The organism is Kitasatospora sp. NPDC004240 (genome assembly GCF_053603215.1).
The window spans coordinates 1-24,850 of the sequence record NZ_JBSGFD010000134.1; the positions used below are offsets into that span (position 1 = coordinate 1).

At 73.2% G+C, this 24,850-nt stretch carries 22 protein-coding genes; 9 read left to right on the plus strand and 13 right to left on the minus strand.

Going from position 1 to position 24,850, the window contains the following annotated elements; translation table 11 throughout:
* Positions 1–55: 55 nt before the first annotated feature.
* From ACWEQL_RS29235 to ACWEQL_RS29245, 3 genes are all read right to left on the minus strand, one after another.
* Positions 56–433 (minus strand): YciI family protein, encoded by a 378-nt coding sequence (locus ACWEQL_RS29235; protein ID WP_452153335.1) that lies wholly within the window; start codon positions 431–433, stop codon positions 56–58.
* A 199-nt stretch (positions 434–632) separates the two neighbouring features.
* The gene (locus tag ACWEQL_RS29240; RefSeq protein WP_452153336.1) at positions 633–947 is read right to left on the minus strand and encodes a hypothetical protein; all 315 of its coding nucleotides are present in this window, start codon (positions 945–947) and stop codon (positions 633–635) included.
* Between the two features lie 124 nt (positions 948–1,071).
* Positions 1,072–2,733, minus strand: coding sequence for a LuxR C-terminal-related transcriptional regulator (locus tag ACWEQL_RS29245; RefSeq protein ID WP_452153337.1), 1,662 nt, complete (start codon positions 2,731–2,733; stop codon positions 1,072–1,074).
* A 179-nt stretch (positions 2,734–2,912) separates the two neighbouring features.
* On the opposite strand from ACWEQL_RS29245, the gene ACWEQL_RS29250 reads away from it, so the two are divergent.
* Positions 2,913–4,232, plus strand: coding sequence for a glycosyl hydrolase family 28-related protein (locus tag ACWEQL_RS29250; RefSeq protein WP_452153338.1), 1,320 nt, complete (start codon positions 2,913–2,915; stop codon positions 4,230–4,232).
* A 568-nt stretch (positions 4,233–4,800) separates the two neighbouring features.
* Complete coding sequence (locus ACWEQL_RS29255; RefSeq protein WP_452153339.1) at positions 4,801–9,690, plus strand: LamG-like jellyroll fold domain-containing protein; 4,890 nt, start codon at positions 4,801–4,803, stop codon at positions 9,688–9,690.
* 239 nt (positions 9,691–9,929) lie between these two features.
* Here ACWEQL_RS29255 and ACWEQL_RS29260 read toward each other — a convergent pair whose 3' ends face one another.
* The 3 genes from ACWEQL_RS29260 to ACWEQL_RS29270 all read right to left on the minus strand — a co-directional run bounded on the left by ACWEQL_RS29260 (position 9,930) and on the right by ACWEQL_RS29270 (position 11,815).
* A complete protein-coding gene (locus ACWEQL_RS29260) occupies positions 9,930–10,385 on the minus strand; it encodes a hypothetical protein (RefSeq protein WP_452153340.1) in 456 nt (151 codons plus the stop codon).
* Positions 10,386–10,501: 116 nt separating this feature from the next.
* Entirely contained in the window at positions 10,502–11,440 is a 939-nt protein-coding gene (locus ACWEQL_RS29265; protein ID WP_452153341.1) for a helix-turn-helix domain-containing protein, read from the minus strand.
* Positions 11,441–11,446: 6 nt separating this feature from the next.
* Entirely contained in the window at positions 11,447–11,815 is a 369-nt protein-coding gene (locus tag ACWEQL_RS29270; RefSeq protein WP_452153342.1) for a hypothetical protein, read from the minus strand.
* 804 nt (positions 11,816–12,619) lie between these two features.
* Here ACWEQL_RS29270 and ACWEQL_RS29275 point away from each other — a divergent pair.
* Positions 12,620–13,399, plus strand: a complete 780-nt coding sequence (locus tag ACWEQL_RS29275) for a class I SAM-dependent methyltransferase (RefSeq protein ID WP_452153343.1) — start codon at positions 12,620–12,622, stop codon at positions 13,397–13,399.
* Between the two features lie 95 nt (positions 13,400–13,494).
* Here the strand turns inward: ACWEQL_RS29275 and ACWEQL_RS29280 are convergent, their stop codons facing one another.
* From ACWEQL_RS29280 to ACWEQL_RS29290, 3 genes are all read right to left on the minus strand, one after another.
* Positions 13,495–13,953 carry a TIGR03618 family F420-dependent PPOX class oxidoreductase gene (locus ACWEQL_RS29280; RefSeq protein ID WP_452153344.1) on the minus strand — a complete coding sequence of 153 codons (459 nt, stop codon included), beginning with the start codon at positions 13,951–13,953 and terminating at the stop codon, positions 13,495–13,497.
* 72 nt (positions 13,954–14,025) lie between these two features.
* Entirely contained in the window at positions 14,026–14,466 is a 441-nt protein-coding gene (locus ACWEQL_RS29285; RefSeq protein WP_452153345.1) for a hypothetical protein, read from the minus strand.
* Positions 14,467–14,574: 108 nt separating this feature from the next.
* On the minus strand, positions 14,575–15,750 hold the full coding sequence (locus tag ACWEQL_RS29290; protein WP_452153346.1) for an MFS transporter: 1,176 nt from the start codon (positions 15,748–15,750) through the stop codon (positions 14,575–14,577).
* A gap of 54 nt (positions 15,751–15,804) precedes the next feature.
* On the opposite strand from ACWEQL_RS29290, the gene ACWEQL_RS29295 reads away from it, so the two are divergent.
* Complete coding sequence (locus tag ACWEQL_RS29295; RefSeq protein WP_452153347.1) at positions 15,805–16,548, plus strand: AraC family transcriptional regulator; 744 nt, start codon at positions 15,805–15,807, stop codon at positions 16,546–16,548.
* 79 nt (positions 16,549–16,627) lie between these two features.
* Entirely contained in the window at positions 16,628–17,113 is a 486-nt protein-coding gene (locus tag ACWEQL_RS29300; RefSeq protein ID WP_452153348.1) for a hypothetical protein, read from the plus strand.
* A gap of 112 nt (positions 17,114–17,225) precedes the next feature.
* Here the strand turns inward: ACWEQL_RS29300 and ACWEQL_RS29305 are convergent, their stop codons facing one another.
* Both ACWEQL_RS29305 and ACWEQL_RS29310 read right to left on the minus strand, forming a co-directional pair.
* Positions 17,226–19,739 (minus strand): hypothetical protein, encoded by a 2,514-nt coding sequence (locus tag ACWEQL_RS29305; protein WP_452153349.1) that lies wholly within the window; start codon positions 19,737–19,739, stop codon positions 17,226–17,228.
* Positions 19,736–20,278: a hypothetical protein gene (locus tag ACWEQL_RS29310; protein ID WP_452153350.1), complete on the minus strand. Its 543-nt coding sequence runs from the start codon at positions 20,276–20,278 to the stop codon at positions 19,736–19,738. The genes ACWEQL_RS29305 and ACWEQL_RS29310 overlap by 4 nt, the downstream gene beginning before the upstream one ends.
* Positions 20,279–20,741: 463 nt before the next feature.
* On the opposite strand from ACWEQL_RS29310, the gene ACWEQL_RS29315 reads away from it, so the two are divergent.
* Positions 20,742–21,755, plus strand: a complete 1,014-nt coding sequence (locus ACWEQL_RS29315; protein ID WP_452153351.1) for a hypothetical protein — start codon at positions 20,742–20,744, stop codon at positions 21,753–21,755.
* Positions 21,756–21,792: 37 nt separating this feature from the next.
* Positions 21,793–22,188 carry a hypothetical protein gene (locus ACWEQL_RS29320; protein ID WP_452153352.1) on the plus strand — a complete coding sequence of 132 codons (396 nt, stop codon included), beginning with the start codon at positions 21,793–21,795 and terminating at the stop codon, positions 22,186–22,188.
* Here ACWEQL_RS29320 and ACWEQL_RS29325 read toward each other — a convergent pair.
* Entirely contained in the window at positions 22,170–22,874 is a 705-nt protein-coding gene (locus ACWEQL_RS29325; protein WP_452153353.1) for a hypothetical protein, read from the minus strand. The genes ACWEQL_RS29320 and ACWEQL_RS29325 overlap by 19 nt on opposite strands.
* A gap of 336 nt (positions 22,875–23,210) precedes the next feature.
* Here ACWEQL_RS29325 and ACWEQL_RS29330 point away from each other — a divergent pair, with 336 nt between their 5' ends.
* Together ACWEQL_RS29330 and ACWEQL_RS29335 are read left to right on the plus strand one after the other, a co-directional pair.
* Positions 23,211–23,516, plus strand: a complete 306-nt coding sequence (locus tag ACWEQL_RS29330) for a cupin domain-containing protein (RefSeq protein ID WP_452153354.1) — start codon at positions 23,211–23,213, stop codon at positions 23,514–23,516.
* 305 nt (positions 23,517–23,821) lie between these two features.
* Complete coding sequence (locus ACWEQL_RS29335) at positions 23,822–24,373, plus strand: hypothetical protein (RefSeq protein ID WP_452153355.1); 552 nt, start codon at positions 23,822–23,824, stop codon at positions 24,371–24,373.
* Between the two features lie 62 nt (positions 24,374–24,435).
* Here the strand turns inward: ACWEQL_RS29335 and ACWEQL_RS29340 are convergent.
* The coding region (locus ACWEQL_RS29340) for a TetR/AcrR family transcriptional regulator (RefSeq protein ID WP_452153356.1) at positions 24,436–24,850 on the minus strand (415 nt) is incomplete at its 5' end.

Sequence of the window (24,850 nt, forward strand, 5' to 3'; positions counted from 1 at the left end):
GTCCCCGGTGCCGTCCGACCGCGGCCGGGCCGTCCGCGAACGGACGGCCGCCGGCTCAGGCCCGGGGCGGCGCGGCGGCCTCGTCGATCTGCCGGACCTCGGCCCCCACCGTCCAGTTCTCCGGGTGGGTCGACAGGAAGCGCCGGGTCCACTCCAGCGCCTCGGCCTTGTCCTTGCACTGGAGCAGCGCGTAGCCGCCCACGACCTCCCTGGTCTCGGTGAACGGCCCGTCCGTCCAGCTCAGCCTGCCGCCCTCCCAGAGGACCCGCGTGCCCTCCGAGGTCGGCAGCAGCCCGGCGGTGTCCAGCATCACCCCGGCCTTGGTGATCTCCTCGAACAGCGCCGTCATCCGCGCCTCGAAGCCGGGGTCGGGCTCGGCCTGCCCGGGGCCGTCCTGCTCGTCGATACGGATCAGCGTCATGAACCGCGGCATGGTGGCTCACTCCTCCTCGGTGCGGGCGGGGCCTCTCCCCGCCTCTCACCCCTGCGTCGAACGGGGCGCCGCCGTTTCGACGCCCGCGCGGAAATTCTTCCGAGGAATTTCCGGCCCGGCCACCGCGGGCCGGGCCGTGCACGCCGGCGGAGCCGGTCGGGCCCGCGGTGGCCGGGCGCATGCGGTCGGACGGCGGCGGTCAGGCGGAGGCGGGCTGGTGGGTGACCGGGGCCGGGGACGGCGGGAGGCCGAGGGGGCGGTCGGCGAAGGCCTGGTCCGGGTCGACCTCGTAGCAGCGGTTGACGCTGGAGTCGCCGAGGACGGTGTCGACGAGGCGCTGGACGTCCTCGACGGACCGGGTCTCCCAGAGGCAGGTCACGGCGGAGCCGTCGACGTGCGGGTAGAACTGCAGCACCCGGGTGCCGTCGGGGGCGCCGGTGCCGTTCATCAGGGCCTGGCCGCGGGGGAAGGCGGTGGCCGGGTTCAGGATGGTGTGCTGGACCACGACGTACATGGCGGATCCTCCTGGTTCGTGCTCGTCCGGATGCTTCGACGCTAGGGCCGTACGGGCATCCGCCGCATCGACCGGATCCACCACACGGCCACCGCCCGGGATGGTCATTCCTGACCGGTCGGGATCAGAGCAGACCGTGTTCCAGGGCGAAGGTGCTCGCCGCCGTCCGGGAGGAGACGTCCAGCTTGGCGAAGATGTTCTGCAGGTGGCGGGCGACCGTGTGCTCGCTGATCCCCAGCTCGGTGGCGATCCGCCGGTTGCTCGCGCCGGCGGCCACCTGGCGCAGGACCTCCAGCTCGCGGGGCGAGAGGGCGTGGGCGATCGTGTCGGGGCCGGCGCCGGGCCGTCCGACGAGGGCGTCGGCGCGGGCGAGGTCCGGCCCGGCGCCGAGTTCGGCGAACACCGCCCGGGCCGCCCGGAGCTCCAGGACGCAGGTGTCCTCGTCGCCGAGCGCGCGGCAGGCGAGTGCCACCAGGACGCGGGCCCGCGCGGCCTCGTACGGCGCCTCCAGCTCCTGCCAGCCGCGCCACGCCCGTCGCGCCGCGGTGAGGGCGGCCGCCACGTCACCCTCCGCGGTCGCCACGGCGGCGGCGCCGTACGCCGCGGACGCGCGCAGCAGCTCGTTCTCCCGGTGCTCCGCGATGGCGTCGAGCTGCCGGGCCGCCGCCGCGGCGTCCTCGACGAGGTCCCCGCCGCCGGCCGCGGCCAGGACGATCTCGACGTACGCCGGCAGCAGCGCCGCCCGGTCCAGCTCGCCGGTGCGCTCGGCCACCGCCCGGCGGATCGTCGCCGCCGCGGCCCCGGGGTCGCCCTGCGCGAGGCGCAGCAGCGCGTACCCGGGCTGCGGGTCGAATCCGTGGCGGTCGGCCTCCCGGTAGGCGTCCTCCGCCGCGGCCGACCGGCCGCGCAGCCGGTGGATCTCGCCCTGGCGGTAGTACGCCTGCCCGCGGGCGATCCCGTTCAGCACGCCCTGGGTGTAGCGCTCGGACGCCCGGCGGGCCGCGTCGAGCGCGTCCGGCCACGCGCCGCCGTACTGCAGGACCTCCGCCCGGTGGACCTGGCAGAGGCCGTTGTGGGCGACCATCTGCGGCCGGCGTTCGCACCAGCGGGTCAGGGCGTCCGTCCAGGCGCGCCCGTGGCGCAGGTCGAACAGGTCGCGGCAGAACGCGATGGTGTTGCAGTACACGATCCCGCTGACGACGGGTGACAGCGCGCCGGATTCGACGACCACCAGCGTCTCGTCCACCAGTCGCAGGCCCTCGCGGACGCGGCCGAGGTTGACCAGTGCCCGCGCCTGCTCGTCGCGGGCCAGCCACACCAGGTCGCCGTCACCGAAGCGCTCGCCGATCGCCGCGGCCTCCACCGCCAGCGCATGGCCGCCCGCCCAGTCGCCGCCGCCCATCCGGCCGAGCCAGTCGGGGATGAGCAGGTACCCGCGCTCCACGCATTCCCGCCCGTCGGCCCGCAGCAGCCGCTCACCGCGCTCGAACCACCCGCTGGCGAGGACACCGTGGCCGCGGAACAGCAGGCTGTGGCCGATCCAGAACGCGCAGCGGACGGCCCGGGGCACCTCCCCGGCGTCCAACCACCGGGCGTGGGCGCGTTCCAGCCCGGCCGCGTACTCCTCGTCCCGCCCGAGCATGTAGGCGGACCTCGCCAGCAGCTCCACGTCCTCGGCGCCCAGCGGTGTGTCCGCGTCGGCCGCGCCCAGCCGCTCGTAGGCCTCCCGCCAGGCCTCGGCCGCGCAGCACGCACGGCCCCGGACGAGATCGGTGTCGGTGTCCACCGGGCGATTATGGGTCCGCCGCCCGCCCGGCCCGGGGAGGCGACACCGGCCGAGGGTGTGTCAGGGGCCGCCGCTACGATCGGGGCGCCGGTGACACGGCGTCATACGGCGTACGGGAGGGGAACGGCATCGTGGTGACGACGGGGGATCAGGGTGGCGGGAGCACGCGGCGAAGGGCGTTGCTGACGGGGGCGGTCGCCGGGCTGACCGGTGTCGCGGTGGGCGCCTCGGCGGGGACGGCGTCGGCGGCGACCGGCGGGCCGGACTGGTTCGACGTGACGCTGTACGGCGCGAAGGGCGACGGCGGCACGGACGACACGGCGGCCGTGCAGGCGGCGATCACCGCCGCGGCGGCCAAGGGCGGGACGGTCTACTTCCCGCGCGGCACGTACCTGGTCGTGCCGTCCGGCAGCGCCCCGGCGCTGGCCGTGACCGGCAACGGGGTGCGCCTGGTCGGCGCGGGCAGCAAGGCGTCCACGCTGGTCAAGGGCGGCAACGGGATCCTGCTGCGGATGTCCGGACCCGGCAGCGACCTCTCCGGCGCCACCCATGTGCGCTACTGCGCGATCGAGGACCTCGGCCTCAACGGCAACGGGAAGTCCGGCCTGCTGCTGGAGCTGTACTACAACGACAACACCTACGTCCGCGACGTCTTCATGACCAGCAACAACGACCTGTGCGTGGACGCCGTCGAGTTCTGGGACTCGCGGTTCTACAACCTGGTCGTCGAATCCTGCACCGGCGCCGCCGACAGCACCACCCAGCCCAACGTGTGGCTGCGCAACGCCTCCTCGGCCACCGTCGGCGCGTACGGCCACAGCCCGGACAACGTCAACCAGATCCACTTCATCGGCTGCCGCTGGGAGAACTTCGGCACCGGCGCGCTCTGGATCACCAAGGGCGAGCAGGCCGCCGGGCTGAACAACCCCAACGGCATCTACCTGACGGACTGCAAGTTCGAGACCTCCGCCATGCGCGGCGGCCCGCACCTGAAGACCGACGCCTCCTGCAAGCACGTCTACGCCGCCAACATCTACGCCTTCGCGGGCGGCTTCGCCCCCGGCTACACCAAGGCGCAGAACATCATCGCGTGGGCCGCCAGCCACAGCGCGCTGGAGCACGTGCTCATCGCCAACCGGACGACGGCGACCGTCAACGCCGGCGTCGACCTCTACTCCGGTCCCGGCTCGACCGCCGTCCTGCGCGACGTGGTCGGCGCCTACGGCACCCGGCCCACCGGCACCCACCTCTACTACGAGGCGTCCAGCACCGGCGACTTCCTCGTGGAGAACTCCTACGGCACCACCGGCGGCCAGGCCAGCGGGACCATCCCGACCGCCAACCACCCCAACCCGCCGCTGCGCCTGGTCGCCCACCCGGTCACCGACGCCGACTTCACCCACCCCCCGCTGGACGGCACGATGGCGGTCGACACCGCGAACAAGCGGCTCTACGTCCGGGTCGGCGGGGTCTGGCGCTGGTCGGCGCTGAACCCCTGACCGTCCGCTCCCCCGGCCCGGTGTCCCGGGCCGGGGGCCAGGCCCCGGTGAGCGGGGTCAGGCATCGGCGCGGACGGAGTCGGCGAATGCGACCAACCCGCACCGACGGCCTCGGGCCGCTGCACATCCGGCGGCACGCATGGCACCACGTCCGCCGGAACAGCACCGGCCGGCCCGGCTGCCCTCGTAGACGTGGCTGCGCACCGCGACCGACCCCCGCCTCACCCACCCCCTCCCCCTGGGCAGTGCGGGACCAACGTATTTTCGCGGACCTCGCGAATCATCCCCCTATGTACGTTTTTTGAATGGTCGAAACCTGATGAAACGTCAACAGGACGTCGGCCGCCCCCGGCTCCGACCAGGGCGAACGGTATTGCCACGCACGCAACACCGGCAATACCCTTCCGCGACGGGCACACTGTTCACCTCATCCACACCGGTCCCGCCGGCAACAGCGCGGGACGGTCGGTCGACGAACAGAGAATTGGCCAAATCCACTGCCCGCGAAGGGGGTTGAAATCCCCGGAACGGTTCGGCGGGCACCAGACGCACTCGAAGGAATCTTTTCGTGGGGGAAATCACACGCGTCCCGTTCAGAGGGACGCGAGCGCCGGCCCGCCGGCTCGCACTGACAGCGGCGGTCGCCGGCCTGATATTCGGCACCGCCGGACCGGCCCTGGCCGAGGACCGGCCCGCCGCGCCGGCCGCCCAGGCCACGCCGATGAAGGCGGCCTCCGACCGGGCGAAGAAGGACGGCAAGCCGGTCGCGGTCGAGGAGCTGACCTCCGAGACCTCGCAGACCGTGGCCAACGCCGACGGCACCTTCACCCTGACCAGCCACGTACGCCCGGCCCGGGTGAAGCGGAACGGCGGCTGGGCGGGCGTCGACGCGACTCTGGGGCGCAACGGCGACGGCACCGTCTCGCCGAAGGCCACCCCGTCCGGGCTGGCCCTGTCCGGCGGCGGCACCGGCCCGCTGGCCACGCTGACCGACGCCGGGGGCCGACGGCTCTCCGTCACGTTCCCGGTCGCCCTGCCGGCCCCGGCCGTCGCGGGCGACACCGCGACCTACGGCAACGTCCTGCCCGACGTCGACCTGAAGGTGATCGCCGACGACCAGGGCGGCCTGCGCGAGGTCCTGGTCGTGCGCAACGCCGCGGCCGCCGCCAACCCGGCGCTGGCATCCCTGCGCCTCGCCGTCGCCACCAGCGAGGGGCTGACCGTCGCCGCCGGCCCGGACGGATCCGTCACCGCGAAGGCCGAGGACGGGAGGACGGCGTTCGCCGCCCCCGCCCCCGTCATGTGGGACTCCTCGACCACCGCGGGGGTGGCCGCGGCACAGCCCGTCCGGACCCCGGCCCAGAAGCGGGCCGCCAACGGCGCCGCCCGCGACGACGAGGCGCCCGCCGAGCGCGCGCCCACGCCGACCCGGTCCACCGAGCGCGAGCCCGGCACCGGCGCCAAGCTCAAGCCGATCGCCGTGACGGCCGGGGAGGGCGTACTGACCCTGACCCCCGACGCCGGACTGCTCACCGGCCCGGACACCGCCTGGCCGCTGTACATCGACCCCTCGGTCAGCCCGGTGACCAACGGCACCAGCCACTACGCCACGGTCCGCGAGGGCTGTCCGGAGCTGGTGGCCTATGACACTCCGCAGGACAACGGCCAGGGCGCCGGATACCAGCACTGGAACGACTGCCAGGGCCTGTACCGGTCCTTCTACCAGATCGACACCAGCAACCTGACCAGTGACATGGTGGTCTCCAAGTCGGAGTTCCACATCACCGAGACCTACGGTGCGTCCTGGGACTGCCAGCACACCGCGCCGGTGTCGCTGGCCACCGTCAGCGAGCTCAAGAGCTGGACCCGCTGGAGCGATCAGCCCTGGGTGACCGGCGACGGCTGGCTCGGTGGCACGCAGTACCCGAAGAGCTCCAACATCTCCAACCACTGCGGCAACCACGAGGCCGTCTTCACGGTGACCGGCCAGATGCAGAAGCTCGTCGGTCACAACAGCAACTGGACCGTCGGCATCTACGGCAACGAGACCAAGTCGTCGAGCAACAACGACTTCATGCGGTTCGCCACCAACCCGTACGTGGTCACGGTGTTCGACATCGCGCCCAACGCGCCCGACATGATCAGCGTCAGCCCGCAGCCGCACAACCCGGACGGCAACGGCTGCGACGGCACCGGCATCGGCTGGATCGGCAACACCGGCACCACCGGCACCTCCTCCGACGTCACCCTGAACGCCCGCCTGTCCACCAAGATGAGCGGCGTCAACCTGCAGGCCATGGCCCACGTCTGGGACAACATGACCAACGACGGCGGCGGCAACCCCGCCTCCAGGTCCTGGCCGTGGAGCGCCTGGGTGAGCAACTGGGGCACCGTCTACGACAGCATCGGCTTCACCGTCGAGGACGGCCACCAGTACGGCTGGAACATGGTCGCCACCGACGGCACCCTCACCGGCCCCAGCTCGCCGTACTGCTACTTCAACGTCGACCTGACCCCGCCGGGCATCCCGACCGTGGCCGACAACGCGGCCTTCCCGCCACTCGGCGGCGACAAGGTGCCCACCGGCCACGCCGGTGACACCGGGGCCAAGGTCAAGGTCAGCTCCAACGACCCGAAGCCCGGCGGCTGCTCCCTCCGTACCTGCCTCAGCAGCGGAATCGACCGGTTCGAGTACTCGCTGGACGCCAACATCCCGAGCGGCGGCCCGTCCGTCCCGGCCGTCCAGTCCGCCGACGGCACCGCGACCGCCGACATCCCGATCAGCGTGAGCAGTGCCCAGTGGGGCACCCACACCCTGTTCGTCCGTGCCGTCGACAAGGCCGGCAACACCCAGGGTACGGTCGCCCAGTACAGCTTCTTCGCCCCGTTCAACCCCAAGGCCAAGGTGGCGGCCGGCGACCTCGACGGCGACGGCGTCCCGGACCTCGCGGCCACCACGACCGACGGCAACCTGGTCCTGGTCCCGGGCGGCAACACCCCCGAGGCGGCCCGGACCATCTCGACCCCGGCCACGAGCCCGGACGGCACCGGCTGGAACAACTACCTGGTCGCCCACCGCGGCACCCTCACCGGGGCGATGGCCGACGACCTGTTTGCCTTCAACAAGTCGACGCACCAGCTGTACCTGTACCAGAACGACGCCAACACGCCGGGCGGCACCACCGGCAACTTCACGCTCACCCAGAACGTCGTCCCGATCAAGTCCTCCACGGGCTGCCCCGCCGCGGGCTCGGACGGCACCTGGAACCGGGTCAGCCAGCTCGTGGCGCCCGGAAAGCTCGCCCAACTCGCCGACGTGCCCGACCTGGTGACGGTCGACAACAAGGAGCTCTGGTACTACTCGGGCACCTACCAGGCCGGCTGCTACCTCGCCGCCGGTGTGAAGATCGGCACCGGCGACTGGTCGAAGACCACCCTGATCGCCCCCGGCACCGTCAACGGCGTCCCCACTCTGTGGGCCCGCGACAACGCCACCGGCGCCGTCGCCAGCTACCCGCTGACCTTCGACGCCAACGGCCGGCCGACCACCCGGATCACGGCGCCCACCCGCGCCCCGCTGGTGTCCGGCGTCCTCGACACCGCCGGCAAGAACATGTGCCTGGACGTCAACGGGTCGTCCACCGCCAACGGCACCCCGGCCCAGATGTACAGCTGCAACGGCAGCGACGCCCAGACCGCCACCCTCGGCGGCGACGGCACCATCCATCTGCTGGGCAAGTGCCTCGACGTGAGCCAGAGCGGCCTGGGCAACGGCTCCGCGGTCCAGATGTGGGACTGCAACAACACCGGTGCCCAGAAGTGGATACCCGGCCCGTTCGCCGGCTCGCTGCTCAACCCGCAGTCCGGGCGCTGCCTCGCCGACCCCGCGGCGTCCAACACCCCCAAGACCCAGCTGATCCTCTGGGACTGCCTGACCGACCACGCCGAGCAGATCTGGGCGGCCACCACGGCCGGGAAGGCACTGCCGAGCGCCCAAACCGTCCTCGCACTCGGCGCCGGCGACCGGCTCTCGCCCACCGTGGGCTCCCCGGGCGACGTCGACGGTGACGGCAACCCGGACCTGTACGCGACCTCCGCCGGCGGCGACATCACCCGGATCCCCGGCACGCAGGTCCCGGCCGCCCGGGCCACCGACCGCTGGAAGCTCGCCGACGGCACCGACAGCCGGCGCGACAACACCCTCACCCCGGCCGGCGGAGCCGCGTTCGGCACCGACCCGGTCCGGGGCAAGGTCCTCAACCTGCCCGGCGGCACCGGCTACGCGGCCAGCGCCACCGGCTCGGTCGACACCACCAAGAGCTACACCGTCTCCGCCTGGGTCAAGCCCGGCGACCTCACCAACACCGGCGTGTTCGTCAGCCAGGGCGGCGGCAACGGCGCCGGCCTCCAGCTGTACTACTCGGCCGGGGCCCGCGCCTTCGCCTTCGGCCGCTCGGTCGACGACGGGGCCGCCGACAACTTCAGCGCCGTCTACGGCCCGACCGCCGGCGCACTCAGCCCCAGGCTCAACACCTGGACCCACCTGACCGGGGTCTACGACGCCGGCAGCAAGCAGTTCCAGCTCTACGTCAACGGCCTGCCGGCCGCCGACGGGGCCTTCAGCGGGACCAACTGGAACGCCACCGGACCGGTCCAGCTCGGCCGCCGGGTGATGCCCGGCGGCGGCTTCGGCCAGTACGCCAAGGGCGCGGTCAGCGACGTGGTGATCATCCCGTCCGCGCTGCCGGCCACCGCCGCCACCGCACTGGCCGGCGACACCGCCCAGTTCGGCGACCCGCTTCCGCTCGGCAGCGTCCACCGGCCCACCGACCGGTGGAAGCTCACCAACGCGAGCAACGCCATCCGTCCGGCCAACAACCTGACGGTGTCCGGCTCGGCCGCCTTCGTCGCCGACGCCCGCCGCGGCACGGTGCTCAGCCTGACCGGCGCCGCCGACGGGCTGGCCGTCACCGCCGGACCGGTCGTCGACACGAGCCGGAGCTACTCCGTCTCGGCCTGGGCCTACCTGACCGGGACGGGCGACTACGCGACCGTCGTGGGCCAGTCGGGCGACAGCGTCAGCGCCTTCTACCTGCAGTACTCGAAGGCGTTCAACGCGTGGACGTTCGTCTCCCCGTCCAGCGACTCCACCGGCCCCGCCTCCTACCCGGCGGCGTTCGCGAACACCCCGCCGGCGCTCAACACCTGGACCCACCTGGTCGCCACCTACGACGCGTCCAGCAGCACCATGAGCCTGTACGTCAACGGCAAGCTCGCGGCCACGGCGGTCAACTCGACCCCGTGGGCCTCCAGCGGCCCGCTGACCATCGGCTCGGCCAAGAACGGGAACACCTTCCCCGGGCGGATCAGCGACGTCCAGACCTGGACGAGCGCGCTCTCCCCGGCGGCGGTCGCCTCGCTCGGCTCGGACGAGCCGGTGCTGACCCAGCTCGCCTGACGCTCGCCCGAACCACCTGACGGCTCCCGGCAGTTCGCGGGGACCGTGCAACGACGTCGGCCCTCGGGGCCCGCATCCGGTACTCCGGTCCGCGGCCCCGGGGGCCGACGTCGCGTTTCGGCCGACCGTCGGTCGTCGGGAGCACGGCCCCGGCCCTCCCGGCACCGCCGGCCCGGCCCGACGCCAGGGGTCCCTCGCCGGTGCCCGGGCCGCCCGGCCCGGAGTCACCCGGCCCGGAGTCACCCGGATGTCCCGGCAGCCGTCCTGCCGCCGGCGAGGGCCCGCAGGTGGGCGTGGACGGAGGCGGGATCGGTCCCGGTGAGGGCGGCCACCGCGGTCTGGGGCAGGTCGAGGACCAGGTGCAGGACGAGCACGTCCTGCTGCGGCCCGCTCAGATGGGCGACCGGTCGCAGCGGGCCCGCCCCGGCCAGCTCGCCGACCCGGCGGCGTACGGTCTGCCAGGCGCAGGCGGCCGGGCTGCGGGCGGCCAGCACCCGGGGCCAGGAGGCGGCGAGGTCGTCGAAGGCGGCCGCGACCGCGCGGTGGGCGTCGGCGGCGGGCAGCAGCAGGTGTGCGTAGCGCAGGTACCCGTCGTGGTGGAGGTCGTGGAGCGCCCGCAGGGCGGGGTCGCGGAAGGCGGCGCCCGGGCGGCGGGGCCGCAGCGGTGCGGAGAGGGCTGGCGGGGTCGTGGGCATGGGCGGTTCCCGAGTCGTCGGGGTGCGTCGTGGGTCGTGGGCGCGGGAATGAGCGGTCGGGGTGCCGCCCCGCGTCGTCCTCGCGGGGCGGCACCGGGGGCGGCCCGGGGGCCGCGTCAGGTTCTGCGGGGCAGGGGTGGCGGGGGCAGCCGCCGGTAGCGCCGCGGCACCCGGATGGGCAGGCCCGCGCTGGTGCGCCCCGACGGCGGGTAGGGCGTCATCGGGCCGGGCGGCAGGACGAACCCGCGCCGGCTGTCCGCGGAGGCCAGGAAGTGGTGGCGCAGGTAGCGGATGTCCCGCACCAGCACCGGCATCTCGTCGTCCTCCTCCGGGGCGAGGTCGGCCACCAGGTCGTCCGGCAGCGGCCGGGGCGCCGGGAGCAGCCGCAGCGGGCGCTGCGGGCGGGGCTTCTCCGGACGGGTCCGGTTGTGGCTGGCCCGCTCCCACGCCCCGGCCCACGCCGCCGTCAGCGTCGCGGACACCCCGAGCGCGCGCACCAGGGCCGCCACGTGCCGCCGTCCCGGTACCGCGCGCCCGCGCAGCACGGCGCTCAGGGTGCTCCTGGGCAGCACCGGGGCGCCGTCCCCGCGCCGCCCCGCCCGCTTCTCCAGCTCGCGCAGCGAGGGCTGCCCGTGCCGGGCCCGTAACTCCACCAGGGCCCGGCGCAGCTGCGCGAAGTCCTCGATGACGTCGGGGTGCGCCGCGGCCTCGGTGTCGAAGTAGTCGGCCATGACGCTGCGCAGGTCGCCGAACCCGTGGTCGTGCTGCTGGGCGGTGCGGCGGCGGTGGTTGTGCTCGGCCAGCCGGGCCGCCCGCCACAGCTGGCGGGCCCGGACGAGATCGGCGCCGCAGGCGGTGGCGAACTCCTCCACCAGTCGCAGCGAGGGCACCTGCCCGCCGCCGGCGGCGCGGGAGAGCATGGTGGGGTGGTAGCGGGTCGTCTCGGCCATTGCCGCGTAGGTGAGGCCGGAACGCCGGCGCTGCTCGCGCAGCCACAGCGCCAGCGATTCCAGCTGCCTCGTCCTGGCGGCAACGACGCTCTCACGCCGTCCCATGGTCGGTCAGGCCCGGCCCGCCGTACGGGTGGTGCGCAGGCCCTGTACCGCACGGCAGCCCAGCAGGACGGCTCCGCCCAGCAGGTCGAGGACGCCGTACAGGGGCAGCCCGAGGGCCGCGAGGGCGGCGGCGAGGACCGTGATGACCACCACGATCACCACCTCCCCGCCGTACGGGCCACCGGTCCGGCCGTACGGGCGGCGGCCCGCGGGGCGCGGCGGCGGGCCGGGTACGGAGGCCGCGGCGGGCGGCAGGCTCCGGCGGGCGTCCCGGTCGGGGCGGGTGGCGCCCGGTTCACAGCGGGTGGCGCCCGGTTCGCGGCGTCCGGTCCCCGGGTAGGGGCGGGTGGTACGGCGGCGCAGCCATGCGCGCATGGGTTTCTCCTTGCGTCGTGAGGAGCACGGCCCATGGCCACATCGGGGGCACGGGCCGCGCGGTTCGTGCAGCGCACGCGGATCAGTCGTCCGGTGTGATCTGCAGGACTCCACCAACACGCCTTCTCCGGAAGGGGATTGCCGTCCCCGACCGTCGGCGTGGAGGTGATCCTCTCACCGGCCACCGATCGGGGACGAATCCGTGTTCGCCCTCCACGGCCTTTGATGCGCGCCTGTCCGATTCCAGGGCGGGCCGGGCACTTCACCTCGTCGGGAAATCACACGAAGTCCCCAGGCCAGGGCCATGATCCGGCTCGGATTGATGCGGGTTCGTCCAGGAAGTGGTTGCCGTGTGGGCGTCCGCGATGACACCCTCACATCAACGCTGAATCCGGCCACCGTGCCGGGCCCCTGGGCGTCGTGGACTCCACCATGGAAGACAGGGACACCATCGGGCCCACATGCGTTGCCGCGCAAGGGCCCTGGGGGTGGCCGCCCGGCAGTTGGGCGGACCACCCTCGTTCCGCTCCCCCGCCGCGCACCCCCGCGCCGCCGCCTCCGTCCGTCGGCGAGCGACTGGCCGGAAACCGACCCCGTCCGGTCGGAATCGTTAACCACCCATGACCGAGGCAGAACTGATCGGACAACAGATGTCGTCCGCCGGGGACCGCCGATGGCCGCCCCCGACCATCGGCGGGCACGCGGAGCGGTCGCGTGACGGCGCGGCCGGTGCCGCACCCGGACCCGCGGTCGATGTGGCGCGACGGGGTGTCCGATAGCCGGTGACCGGGGTAACGTCACCGCATGGATCACAACGAACGGTTACTCCACGCCTCGTCGTTCGGCTCGGCCGCGGTCGCCTACGCCGAGCACCGCCCGGACTACGCGCAGGACGCGGTGCGCTGGGCGCTCGAGCCCGCGCCCGGCCCGCGCGTCCTCGACCTCGGTGCCGGGACCGGCAAGCTCACCGCCACGCTGGCCGCCTCGGGCGCCGAGGTCGTCGCGGTCGAACCCGACCCGGCGATGCTGGCCGAACTGCGCCGCGGGCTGCCCGCCGTCCGCGCGCTGCGGGGCAGCGCGGAGTCGATCCCGCTGCCGGACGGGTCGGTCGACGCCGTGCTGGCCGGCAACGCCATGCACTGGTTCGACATGGCCGTCGCGGGCCCCGAGATCGCCCGGGTCCTCGCGCCCGGCGGCGTCCTGGCCGGCCTGTGGAACGTCCTGGACGACCGGGTCGCGTGGGTGGACGGGCTCGCGCGGGTCAGCGGGAGCGAGGCCGTCGGCCCGCGTGACACGCCCGCCGGTTGGCGCGCCGCGACGGCCGGCATGCACCTTCCGAGGACCGACGCGCCCGCCCGGTTCGGCTCGCCGGAGCAGGCCGAGTTCGCGCACGGACAGCGCCGCACCGCCGATTCCCTCGTCTCCACCCTCGCGACGCGCGCGGGGATGCTCGTCATGCCGGAGCAGGAGCAGGAAGCCCGGCGCGGTCTCATCCGCACCTACCTCGCGGGCCGGCCGGAGACCGCGCAGGGCGAGTTCACCCTCCCGATGCTGACCGCCGTGCTGCGCGTGCGGAGGCTGTGAGGCACGACGCCGCCCGGCTCGCCGTCCGTCATCACGCGACCGTGCCGGTCGCAGCCATCAACGAGTGGCCGTGACCAGCACGGACCTGATTCGTCCTAGCCGTTGATGTCGAGTGCTGTTCCGTACAGCCGGCCCACCTTCAATCGAATGACCACTCGGCGCTCGGCAACCAACTGCTCCAGAAACGCGTCTTCGTCCTCCGGCTTCGCAGCCTGCGGGATCATTCCGAGCAGTTCCCGACCAACCGCATCACCAGGAACCGTCGTGATCTCCGAGACCTCGGCCTCGCCTTCGGCCACGGCGAACGACCACACGTCGCCGCCCTGCACATGCAGGGAAGCACGCGGATCGCGCCGCAGGTGCCCGACCTTGATGCGATCAACCGTCGTTGAGAACCGCACGATGCGGGCCTCGGAGTCCCAGCTGTACACCATGGTGGTCAGGTGGGGATGGCCAGTGCGCTTGACGGTGGCAAGCGTGCCGAACTGCTGCTTGCCGAGCAGATCGGAGAGGGCTTCGTCGGACAGTGGGCGAGGCGCTGGTCCTTGAGTCATGACGTGATCAACATCCGTAGCCGTCCAACAATTTCGTGGACGCTGTGAGCCCCATCACTTTCCCAGGCCGCCCTAGTTCACGAACGAGCCGTCGGGCCTGCGCCCGAAGGACGCCTCCAGGACGGCGGGGAGATCCTCCTCCGGAACCTCGGCCCGCAGTTGCCCGAGCACCTCGGGGAAGTCCTCGTCGCCGATGAGCCCCAGGTACTCCTGCCGCAGCCGGTGGATGACGGTGACCAGCTCGGGCCGCAGCCGCATCCAGGCCCGGGTGGTGAGGATCTCCTCGTCGACCAGGTCCATGAACCAGCGCATGACCTCGTACGGGATCTCCTGGTGCGGGGCCTCGGAGTGGAAGCAGACCGTCGGCTCCCGCGCCGGGTCCTCGTCCGGCACGATCGCGGTCACCAGCATCCGCTGGTCCCCGACCCGGTCCAGCTCCAGGTACAAGGCGTCGTCGGGGACGGAGTACATCTCGGTGACCGCGTACTCGCCGTCGGGGTGCGCAAGGGACATGGCCGGCATGCTGCCACACCGCGACCACCGCGGGCTCGGCGATTTCCGGCGGGCGGGAGGGGTGAGCCGAGGCGACCGGCCCAGCAGGTGGGCGTCGACGCCGGAGCGTCAGGTGCGGGCGGGCACCCGATCGGTGGCCCTCACCCTCGGCGCACCCGGCTCGGGCAGCGTCCGGAACAGCAGCCAGCTCAGCGCGGGCATCAGGATCAGCGGCGCGAGCGCCGTCCGCAGCGAGCTCGCGTCGGCGAGGGCGCCGACGAGCGGGCTCGCCAGGCCGCCGACGCTGACCGTCAGGCCGAGGGTGATCCCGCTCGCGGTGCCGATCCGCGAGGGCAGGTAGTCCTGGCCCAGCGTGACCTGGAGCGAGAAGGGCACGTACAGGCCCGCCGAGGTCAGCGCCAGGAAGAAGTACAGGGCCGGGCCCGGCACGAACACCACGCCCGCCACCGCGCCGACCGTGACCAGGTACGACCAGCGGCAGACGGCGACCCTGCCCCGGCGGTCGGCCAGCGCGCCGCCCAGCACCGAGCCGACCGCGCCCCCGAGGTACAGCACGAACAGGGCCGCCGTCCCCGCCACCGGGACACCGGGCAACCGCTGCTCGGCGTACAGCGAGACGAAGGTGCTCAGGCCGATGAAGACGACCGAGCGGCACACCACGGCCAGCGACAGCTTCACGAACGAGGCCCGGTCGTCACCGCCCGCCGGCGCCGTCCTCCCGGCCCCGGCGGAACCCGTCCGCCCGGCCGCGCGCAGGACGGGCAGGCAGAGCGCGGCTCCGGCGAGGGCCGGCAGCGCCAGCAGCGGGGTCAGCCGCAGACCCCCGGCGGCCACGACCGTGGCGACCAGCGGCGGGGCCAGCGCGAAGCCGAGGTTGCCGCCCAGCGAGAACCAGCCCATCGCGCTGTGGCTGCCCCCGGCCGCCAGCCGGGCGACCCGCGCCGACTCGGGGTGGTACGCGGCCACGCCGACCCCGGACAGCGCCATGAACGCCAGGGTGGGCCCGTACGAGTCGCCGACCCCGCTCAAGGCGATGCCGACGCCGGCCAGCAGGGTGCTGACCGGCAGCAGCCAGGGCACCGCCCGCCGGTCGGTGAGCGCGCCGAACAGCGGCTGCGCCACCGAGGACAGCACGGAGGCGGCCAGCACGACGCCGGAGGCGGCCGCGTAGCCGTAGGCGCGCTCGGCGACGAAGTAGGGGACCAGGGCGGCGACGGCGCCCTGGTGGACGTCGACGCAGGCGTGCCCGACGGAGAGCAGGGTGATCGAGGTTTTCCTTCGCACCGGGCCATCCTGCGGGCCGGGCCGCCTGTCGAGCTTCCGATAAACTGACGGACGATGCCGAGAATCCGCCACACCCCGGTCGCCCCGACCCGCGCCCAGCGGCTGGCCTCCGGCGACGGGATCGACGCCCACCGCCACGACGACCACCAGATCGCGTACGCCGGCCGCGGCGTCCTGGCCGTCACCACCGACGCGGGCTCGTGGATCGCCCCGGCCACCCGCGCCCTCTGGGTGCCCGCCGGTACCGTGCACGCCCACCAGGCCCACGGCGAGCTCGAACTGCACCTGGTCGGGCTGCCCGCGACCGAGAACCCGCTCGGCCTGGCCACACCCACCGTGCTCGCCGTCAGCCCGCTGCTGCGTGAACTGATCGTCGCCTACACCCGCACCCCCGACGACGACGGCCCCGAACGGGCGCGGCTACGCGCCGTCCTGCTCGACCAGCTGCGCGCCTCGCCCCAGCAGCCCCTCCACCTGCCCACCCCGGCCGCGCCCCTGCTGCGCCGGGTCTGCGACCTGCTGCACGAGGACCCGGCCGACGGCCGCACCCTCGTCGAACTCGGCCGCGCGGCCGGCGCGAGCGACCGCACCCTGTCCCGACTGTTCCGCGCCGACCTCGGCATGACGTTCCCGCAGTGGCGCACCCAACTCCGGCTCCACCACGCCCTGGTCCTGCTCGCCGAGGGCGTCCCGGTGACCACCGTCGCCCACCGCTGCGGCTGGGCCTCCGCCAGCGCGTTCATCGACGTCTTCCGCCGCACCTTCGGCCACACCCCCGGCGGCCACCCGGGCTCCTGACGGACGGTTGGTGCGCGCACCTGACGGGTAATCACCTCTGCGTCATGGCCACAACAGGGCTCGGCGAAGGGGGACTTCGATGAGAACGCGTGACGTGGTACGGCTGATGGGCCGCCGGCAGGCACTGCGCTGCCTGGCGGTGGGCGCGCTGGCGGCAGCGGCGGCCGCCTGCGGGGGCTCCGGCGGCGGGCCCAGGTCGCGGGCCCTGCGGGAGTACGCCTCGGGCGACTGGGAGGCCCGCACGAACGGCCGGCGGGTGGCGGTCTTCACGATCCGCCCCGACGGCACCTGGTCCGCCGACGGGGACGAGATGACCGGCCGGTGGGACCTGGACAAGGACGGCCTGACCATCGTCATGGACGGCGAGGACGACCAGTTGTTCCTGCCGGGGGTCTCCAAGGACGCCGCCGCCGCGCTGTCCACCGACTACACCGTTCGGCGCGGCCGCTCCGGCCGCCCCGTCCGGGCCCTCGGTGTGAGCACCGACCGGGACACCGTCCGCCTCGACCTCTCCGACCCCGACGAACCCGGCTCCAAGGTCATGACCCTCACCCGGCGCGCCTGACCCGGCCCCGGGGCCGGGAGGGCGTGGACGAGGCGGTCCGTACCACCTCGTCCACGCCCTCCCGGAGCATCCGCGTCACGACGTCGTAGGGGCTCCCTCCGGTCACATCCGCTCAGGACGTGGCCTTGAACAGCATCTCGGTGGCATCGCCGAGCCCGAGCCGCATGACCGGGCTCCCGCAGAGCACGGAGAAGTGCGCAGGTTCCACAGTTGTCCGCAGGCGCACCCGGTCGTCCAACGGCCGGTCCGGCGTGATGTACAGGGTACGGACCTCGTCGGTCCGGGTGATGTTGAGCAGGAGCTCACCGTCCTGCACACGCCAGTCCCCCTCGGTGACGCCCTCGTAGACCATGCGGAGGCCCTTCGAGCGCCAGAGGACGTCGAACCCGGCGGAGTGCGTGTTCCGGACGTAGTGGCCGTCCGTGCCGAACGCCCAGGTGATGCCCTCGCCACCGCTCACGACGCCCTTCTCGCCCGCGATCCTGACGGTGTCCGAGACCATCTCGGCCGCCCACTGTCCGGTCACGCACCGCGTCGTCTTCTGATCCTCCGACAGCGGAGGTGTGACACGGACGAGCCGTGGTGCGAGGTGGAAGCTCCCCACCACCATGAGCACACTCACCGTGCCGATGGCGGCGGTCGTACGCCGGCGGATGCGCGGCCGAGCACCCTCCTGATCCTCGGTCACCGCTTCCGTGCGGATGCGGCCGCTGGGGCGACCGAGGAACACCGCGACCGGGAGGCACAGCAATGGCGCGGCAATCAGCGCCGCGGTAGCGGTCATCCCGAAGAACGCGACCGGCATCGGCCACCAGTAGACGACGGAGGCGGAGAAGGTGACCAGTCCGCAGAGGACCGCCCCGCTCATCCCGCCCAGCGTGGGCCACCTCAGGTCCGCCCGTGCCGCGCGGGCGGCCACGACGGCGCCCACCGCGATGCCCAGGACGGCGAGGGGCAGGTCCCACAGGGCCAGCGTGGGCCAGGCCGTCCCCGAGAGACGCCCGTCGTTGTCGGCCTTGGAGATCACATCGGCGAGCAGACGTGCCAGGAAGGGCAAAGAGAGTAGAAACACCACCGATCCGCCGGCGGCGACCTGGGCGACGCACCACCACAGCGCGCCGCCACGGAGATGTCCCAGGGCCAGCGGGACGAGCAGGCAGAGCACACCCCCGATACCGGCCGGGGACAGCGCTGCCGATTCGACGAAGAGGGCGTCGTACAGGGCGACCAGGAACAGCGTGAGCTGGTCGAGCAGCCCCGGATCGGAAGGTGCCCCATGCCCGAGCAGGACCACTTGCACACTGTCGTAGAAGATCGGGGAGCCGGACAGCATACGGTGGATCCAGCTGAAGTACGTCCACAGGGCGATGGTCGGGACCAGCACGGTGAGCACGGCGCCGACCAGGTGCCCCCGGCTGCGGAACCGGGTGCCGTCCAGCCAGGCCGGGGCGGTGGCCGCCAGCCACCGGCACAGCAACGCCTGCAGTGCGGCAAGCATCGCGACGGCGCCGATCTCCACTACGAGCAGCCGGTCACCGAACAGGGCCTCCAGGAGGAGCGGCTGCTCCAGCGTCAGTTCCGTCCCGACCAGAACGCCTGCGCCGATGGTCAGGCCCTCCAGCCAGAACCACCACTGGCCACCGGTGCCGTGCGAGGCCGCCCGCCACATGGCGGGCCCGATGACGGCTGCGATGACCAGGCCGATGACGACACCGCCGGGGAACGCCTGTACCGCCACCGACGCGCTCTCTCCGGCGAGCAGTTCGACCGCGTCACCGACCGGGCGTGCGGCGAGACCGGCGGCCACACCGGTGACCGCGCCCAGCCACGGGCTGATCCGGTCGATCTGGTACGTGCCCTTGAGGGCATCCAGGCGGGTCTTCGGACGTGGGTGGAAGAGGCGGAGCCGCCTGGCCTCCAACCCGCTCAGTGCGTCCTCGGGAATTCCCGAGCCGACGTCGGCGTGCAACTCGCGGGCCTGCTGCACGCCCGCGAGCATGCCGAGGACGACGGCGGCGAACGCAAGCAGTCGCCACACGTCCGCGCGCAGATACGACCCGATGTCCTCGGCGCCGACCAGTACGGCGTGCGGGGCCATCACCACCAGGCCGAAGGCCACCGCCATGCTGATCGCCAGCCCGGCCGTGTCGGCGTCGCGGTTACGGATGTGGTGGAGCTCGTGTCGCACGAGTCCGTCGAACAGCAGGAGATCACGCTGTGCGGAGAAAGCGCCGGTCGGCAGCTGTCCGAGCACCACCGTGTAGCTCCGGTATCGGCCGAAGGCATACGCGGTGGTCTTGTCACTGATCATGACCCTCGGGCACTCGGGCAGGCCGAGCTCATCGGCGATGTCGGCCACCCGGGCCGCCATGAGGGGCTCGTCCTCGTTCCGCACCGCGTCAGGGTCCTTGGCGCCGCGCCGCTGCCAGGCGGGCCGCACGAAGTAGATCAGGACGGTCATCACCAGCAGAGCCGCGGGGCCCACCAGCACGGCCAGAGCAGGGGAAAAGCTGCTCTTCGCCAGCACCAACCGGTAGACGAACGACGAGCTGCCGAGCGAAGCGGCAGCCATCACCAGGAAACGGCCGGTGGTGGCCGTCGGCACCCCGACCGGCTCGGCGGTCACCGCTCCCCCTCGTCGGCGTCGTCCACCTCGCCGGGTTGCGCCGTCGGCCCGGAAGCGCCGCCCTCCTGCCAGGCCAGGATCTCCTTGACGACCGCGAGGGCGATCGCGTCCGCCGCCTTGGGATCCAGGCCCGGGGTGCGGTCTCGGACGGCGTCCTCCACGCTCTTGACGAGGTCCGGCGTCAGCGGGGGCACGCAGGCGGGCTCGGCCTCCGGGCGCCTACGGGTGATCCGGGCCCAGATCCGCGAGCCCAGGGACTGGCCCGCCTCACCGAGCAGATGGTCCAGCACCGTGTCGACCACCACCCACACGTAGGGCGCCACCACACCGACCGCCTCGGCCGTGCCACCCGGGTCGAAGCCGTTGATGCCGCCGCCCCGCGCCTTCGCGACCGCAGCCGGCCGGGTCCTGTAGTAGCTCCGACGCCCGGCGTACCTGGCGTAGTTCAGCGCATAGAAGGACTTGTTCTTCATCTCGTCGGGCGACACCTGGGTCACCACGCTGTCACTGAGGCTCCGGTGCAGTTCTTCGCGATCCATGGCTCCCCACCCGCGCAGGCCGTCAGCGGCGACCGGCAGAACCGCCGGACGCCGCGGGTTCGGTCGATGATGGCCCGGCCGCCGACGGTTCGCGCACAAGCACGTCCAAAGATTGCAATAGGAGCCAACTTCATGTAATAGAACGATAATTGACGATACTTAAGATCGACGGAGCCGTGCACGCCCAGGGCCACCGGTGAAGCGTTGAGCTGCCACCGGGCGGGGTGGCGTCGGCGCGACCGCAGCGGCCGGGCGGAGTGAGCGGCCGCGACGCATCACCGTGCCCCGCCCTTCGCCGACACCCGTGACGGGGGCGGACACGGGGGCGGAGATCAGGCGCGGGATACTCGGTCGGAAGTGATCGACGGGGGCGGCGTGATCGTTCTCGGGCCGGGGGTGGCCGTCGTGGCGTTGTATCAGCCGTGCTCCGCCGGCAATGGGATCCGACCAGGGGGCGATGGACATGAGAACACCGACAACGGCACGTCGGAGGGCCACCACCCGGGTCCCCGTCCGCACCGCGGCCGTCATCGTCGCCCTGGTGGTGGCCGTGGTGGGGGCGGGGCTCTGGTGGGCGCTCGACCGCGACGACGCCGACCGGGACTGTGCCGGTCTGCGGGGCGACGAACGGGTCCGCACGGTGCTCGGCGCGGGCTGGCGCGCCGACCTGCCCTGCGGTGAACTGGCCGACGGCCTGCGCCGGGCCACCACCGGGGAGCGGCCCGGCGTCCACAGCCTCGCGCAGGCGCGGGCCATGCGCTCCGTCGTGCTCGCCCTGGCCGACGGCAAGGACCACCGGGTCCACCCCGCGGTCCGCGTCCCGCTCGCCGAGGCCCTCGCCGACTACGCCGCCGACACCCACGCCGTGCTGACCGGGATCAACGACGTCTACACCGCGCACGACGGCGCCGACGCCGACGCCTGGCAGGACGGGCAGGGCGTCCACTTCGCCGTGCACAAGGACCGGTTGACCGTCGCCCTGCGCGGCCTCGCGGAGGACCCGGCGGCCTACGCCGTCCTGCGGGCCGCCGACCTCCGGCAGGGCGCGGCCGGCATCGCCGCCGTCGGACCGCAACCGGCCCAGGCCGCGATCATCGACGCACTGGTCCGCTCCGCCGCGCCGGCCGGGGTGTTCGACGGGATCGCCGACGACGTGCTGCGCACCCGCTCCGAATCCTCCGGCCGCGGTTGGCAGGACGACGTGCTGCACCGGCTGACCACACCGGCGGACGGCCCCGTGCCGGACTTCACCGCCGATCCCGCCGGACACCTGGCCACCACGTGGCTCCGGGGCGGCACACCGGCCGACCCCGACGGCCGCATCCGCCTCCACGACCAGACCGCCGTGCTCCTGGCCCGCTGGACGGCGGCCGCCCGCACCGGCCTCGCACCCGACGCCCTGAGCGGCCTCCAGGAACGCGCCCGGATCACGACCGACCGCGAGCGGCGGGAGGCCGCCGGGGCGCTGCACACATGAGCGGCACCCGCCCGGCCGTCCCGTAGGGTGACCGGACATGGGACTGGTCGAGGAACTCCGGCGGGCCGGGGAGACGCCGTTCCGGGACGGGCTGTACCGTCCCGACGACACCGGCCGGGAACTGCACGTCGAAGGCCCGGGCGCGTACCATCCCGACGCCGGGCAGCCGATCCCCTTCCGCCTCGGCGGACCGCTCGACGTCGCGCGGGCCCTCGACGAGTACGGCGCCGAGGAGGTGGACACCAACTTCGAGAGCCCGCTGCCGGACGGCTCACGGGCGGCACGCCCGTCATCGTGGACGGCACCAAGCGATGAGGCCCGAGGCCGTGCCGCACGCCCGGGGCGGGCGGTGGGCGGCGGGCGGCGAGGCCTGAGGCCGACCGCGGGTGGGCGACGGTGGGCCGGGCGGTGGACTCAGGCCTTCGGGGCCTGATCCGGGCCGTCAGCGGGCCCGGCACCCGGCCCGTCGGCCGGGTCGTCCTGAACGGCGGCCGCGCGCACCAGCTCGGGCAGCAGGTCCGCCACCGCCGCGGTCAGCGCCCCCAGCGCCCGACCGTCGGGGACCGGGTGCCACAGCAGGCACACCTCGGTGTCGAGGAAGGACACCACCGGCGCCCCGACGGCCAGCAGCCGCTCCTCCAGCCCCCCACGCAGCAGCGCCTCCTCCAGGCCCGCGGTGTCCTGGCCGCGCGGCCCGTAGACCAGGCCCTGCGGCCACCGGATCCGCTGCACCGCGCTGCTCCAGTCGCGCTCCAGTGTGGCCCGCGCCATCGGCCGGGCCAGCTCGGCGCAGACGGCCAGCCAGATGTCCACGTCGCGGTCCAGCTGCCTGATCAGGATCGAGACCGTCGCCTCCGCGCCGGTCAGCGGCCCGGTCGGCGTGAGCGGCCCGCTCGCCGTCTCGCCGGCATGGGTCCGGGCGGTCAGCCAGGGGAAATGCGCCAGGTGGCCCTCCCAACGCGGCGACTTCGGGGCGGCGTGCAGACGCCAGCCCGGCTGCTGCGCCAGCCCCTTGATCCCCGCGCCCACCCGCGTGGCCCGTACGGCCTTGCGGGTGCCGCGCGCCGCCATGACGACCGACACGACGACGGTCAGCCCACAGCCCAGAAGGAACAGCATGCCACCGATCATCGGATCTCCTTCGCGGGTGCCCTCGGCCTCACCTCGCGCAGGAAGCGGGCTCCCTCCCGGCGAGGCGTGGTGTGTGACCGTCAGTCACATGACCACCGGTTGAGGGGACACCCGGAGCACGCTCGCCGGTTCCGCTTCCCCCCGCCCGATTCGCGGGCGGCGAGGTGGTCGCGCACGCTCGGGCGGTGGGCCGGGGGTCGCGGGAGGTTTTACCAAACGGTCGACCAACTGTCGTCCCGGCTCGGATAGCGTCCCGGTATCCATTGATCGCGCTGCGGGCGCCGCGCCTTCCCCGGCAGGGGCTGCCCGTTGAAGGGGCATGCCATGAGTCTGGTCAACGTGTTCGAGGCGGCGTCCGCGCTGCCGACGTCGTGGAACTCGCGGCTGCTGGGGCAGGTGGGCACGGCCGGTGTGAAGGTGCTGCGCATGGACGGGGAGCCGGTGGCGAACGAGGTCCATGCGATGACGGAGGTGCTGTTCGTGGTCGAGGGCCGGCTGGAGCTGACCGTGGACGGTGCGGAGGTGACGGTCGGCCCGGGCGAGATGTACTGGGTGGCGGCCGGCACGCACCACGCCGTCCGGCCGGGCAGCCGGGGCACCCTGGTGATCGTGGAGGTCCCCGAGGAGTAGGGGCGGGCGTCCCGCCAGGTCCTCGGGGCCGGTCCGGCAGGGTAAGGGCGGTCATCCCCGCTCTGAACGAGGTCGGTGGTGGTGCCGGGCGTGGGCACGCGATGACAGGTGCTCACGCCCGGCAGAGCTTGACCGTCAGCAGCCGCTGCCGTAGGTCACGTAGGCGTACCACGGCGGCGGGGAGTCGTTGTCCTGGCTCTGTTCACTTGTAGGGGTTCTGGTCCCAGAAGTTGGACCAGAACCCGAGCTTTGACAGCACCTGCGTGCCGCCGCGCTTCTTGAGCGCCGTCTATGGTGTGGGAGCTATGCGACTGGTCGAGATGGAGATGGCCCGGCAGGACTGGAAGAGCATGCTGTGCGGGTGCGGCGGCCCGGCAGAACACCTGGCCCATGATCTGATGGAGGTTGTGGGTGGGGGATCCCAGCAGGAACTGCGCCATGTCAGCCTCGAAGAGCATGTCTGGTCTCCGGTGGTCCTGTGGGAGCCCGCTCCGGCAGTGACGTCGGTCGCTCTGGCGGCGCTCGCGGACGATGTCGCTCCGACAGTTCGTGAGTGGTTTCTCGATCTCCTGCATTGCCTGGTGGCAGGCGAGGGCACGGATCGGGAGTCCGCTCGGCGCGGACTCGATCTTCCGGAACTGTGCCAAGGCCTTGCCGTGCAAGGCCTCTGGCTGCTCTATGAGGAAGTGATGTCGAATCGGTCCCTCAGGGCCGCCGGCACCGCCTTCGAGATCCTGACGGTGCTGGAGCCCGACAGGACCCGCCTGCAACGTGTTCGGGAGATCGCGGCCGACTGGCTGCCCGTGTGCTGCCGGACCGGCCTGTGCGATGACGACCTGCATGGCCTCGGCTGCTGATTTCGAACTGTGGTCGAGCTGCCGCCCGGGTGAGCGGCGGGCTGTCGCCGGAGCGTGCAGGATCAGCCGGCCTTCGCCGGCTCCTCGGTGCCCAGGAGCGCCGCGTCGAGCAGCACCTCGGCGGCGGCGCGGGCCTGGGCGGCCGGTTCGGTGCCGCCGAGGATGCCGGCGGTGGCCATCGCGCCGTTGGCGAGCAGGCCGAGCTGCGCGGCCAGCACCGGAGGACCGTCGAGGGCGGCCACCAGCAGCGCGAAGTGCCCGTTCAGCGCCCGCTTGTGGGCCCGCACCAGCTCGGCGACGTCCGGTGAGACACCGCCGAGTTCGCCGTAGGAGTTGATGAAGGCGCAGCCGCGGAAGCCGGGCCGGGCGAACCAGTCGGCGAGGTAGTCGAAGACGTCGAGGATGCGCTCGCGGGGCCCGGCGCCGGGGCGGGCGTGGTCGGCGATCTCCTCGGCGACGGCGGTGGGGGGGGGGCGC

Excerpts from the sequence above, each read along its gene's own strand:
- ACWEQL_RS29270 (WP_452153342.1), bottom strand. The coding sequence starts at position 11,815 with ATGCGCGCATGGCTGCGCCGCCGTACCACCCGCCCCTACCCGGGGACC.
- ACWEQL_RS29265 (WP_452153341.1), bottom strand. The coding sequence starts at position 11,440 with ATGGGACGGCGTGAGAGCGTCGTTGCCGCCAGGACGAGGCAGCTGGAA.
- ACWEQL_RS29335 (WP_452153355.1), top strand. The coding sequence starts at position 23,822 with ATGCGACTGGTCGAGATGGAGATGGCCCGGCAGGACTGGAAGAGCATG.
- ACWEQL_RS29295 (WP_452153347.1), top strand. The coding sequence starts at position 15,805 with ATGCCGAGAATCCGCCACACCCCGGTCGCCCCGACCCGCGCCCAGCGG.
- ACWEQL_RS29285 (WP_452153345.1), bottom strand. The coding sequence starts at position 14,466 with ATGTCCCTTGCGCACCCCGACGGCGAGTACGCGGTCACCGAGATGTAC.
- ACWEQL_RS29275 (WP_452153343.1), top strand. The coding sequence starts at position 12,620 with ATGGATCACAACGAACGGTTACTCCACGCCTCGTCGTTCGGCTCGGCC.
- ACWEQL_RS29315 (WP_452153351.1), top strand. The coding sequence starts at position 20,742 with ATGAGAACACCGACAACGGCACGTCGGAGGGCCACCACCCGGGTCCCC.
- ACWEQL_RS29280 (WP_452153344.1), bottom strand. The coding sequence starts at position 13,953 with ATGACTCAAGGACCAGCGCCTCGCCCACTGTCCGACGAAGCCCTCTCC.
- ACWEQL_RS29260 (WP_452153340.1), bottom strand. The coding sequence starts at position 10,385 with ATGCCCACGACCCCGCCAGCCCTCTCCGCACCGCTGCGGCCCCGCCGC.
- ACWEQL_RS29330 (WP_452153354.1), top strand. The coding sequence starts at position 23,211 with ATGAGTCTGGTCAACGTGTTCGAGGCGGCGTCCGCGCTGCCGACGTCG.
- ACWEQL_RS29235 (WP_452153335.1), bottom strand. The coding sequence starts at position 433 with ATGCCGCGGTTCATGACGCTGATCCGTATCGACGAGCAGGACGGCCCC.
- ACWEQL_RS29320 (WP_452153352.1), top strand. The coding sequence starts at position 21,793 with ATGGGACTGGTCGAGGAACTCCGGCGGGCCGGGGAGACGCCGTTCCGG.
- ACWEQL_RS29240 (WP_452153336.1), bottom strand. The coding sequence starts at position 947 with ATGTACGTCGTGGTCCAGCACACCATCCTGAACCCGGCCACCGCCTTC.
- ACWEQL_RS29310 (WP_452153350.1), bottom strand. The coding sequence starts at position 20,278 with ATGGATCGCGAAGAACTGCACCGGAGCCTCAGTGACAGCGTGGTGACC.
- ACWEQL_RS29300 (WP_452153348.1), top strand. The coding sequence starts at position 16,628 with ATGAGAACGCGTGACGTGGTACGGCTGATGGGCCGCCGGCAGGCACTG.
- ACWEQL_RS29325 (WP_452153353.1), bottom strand. The coding sequence starts at position 22,874 with ATGCTGTTCCTTCTGGGCTGTGGGCTGACCGTCGTCGTGTCGGTCGTC.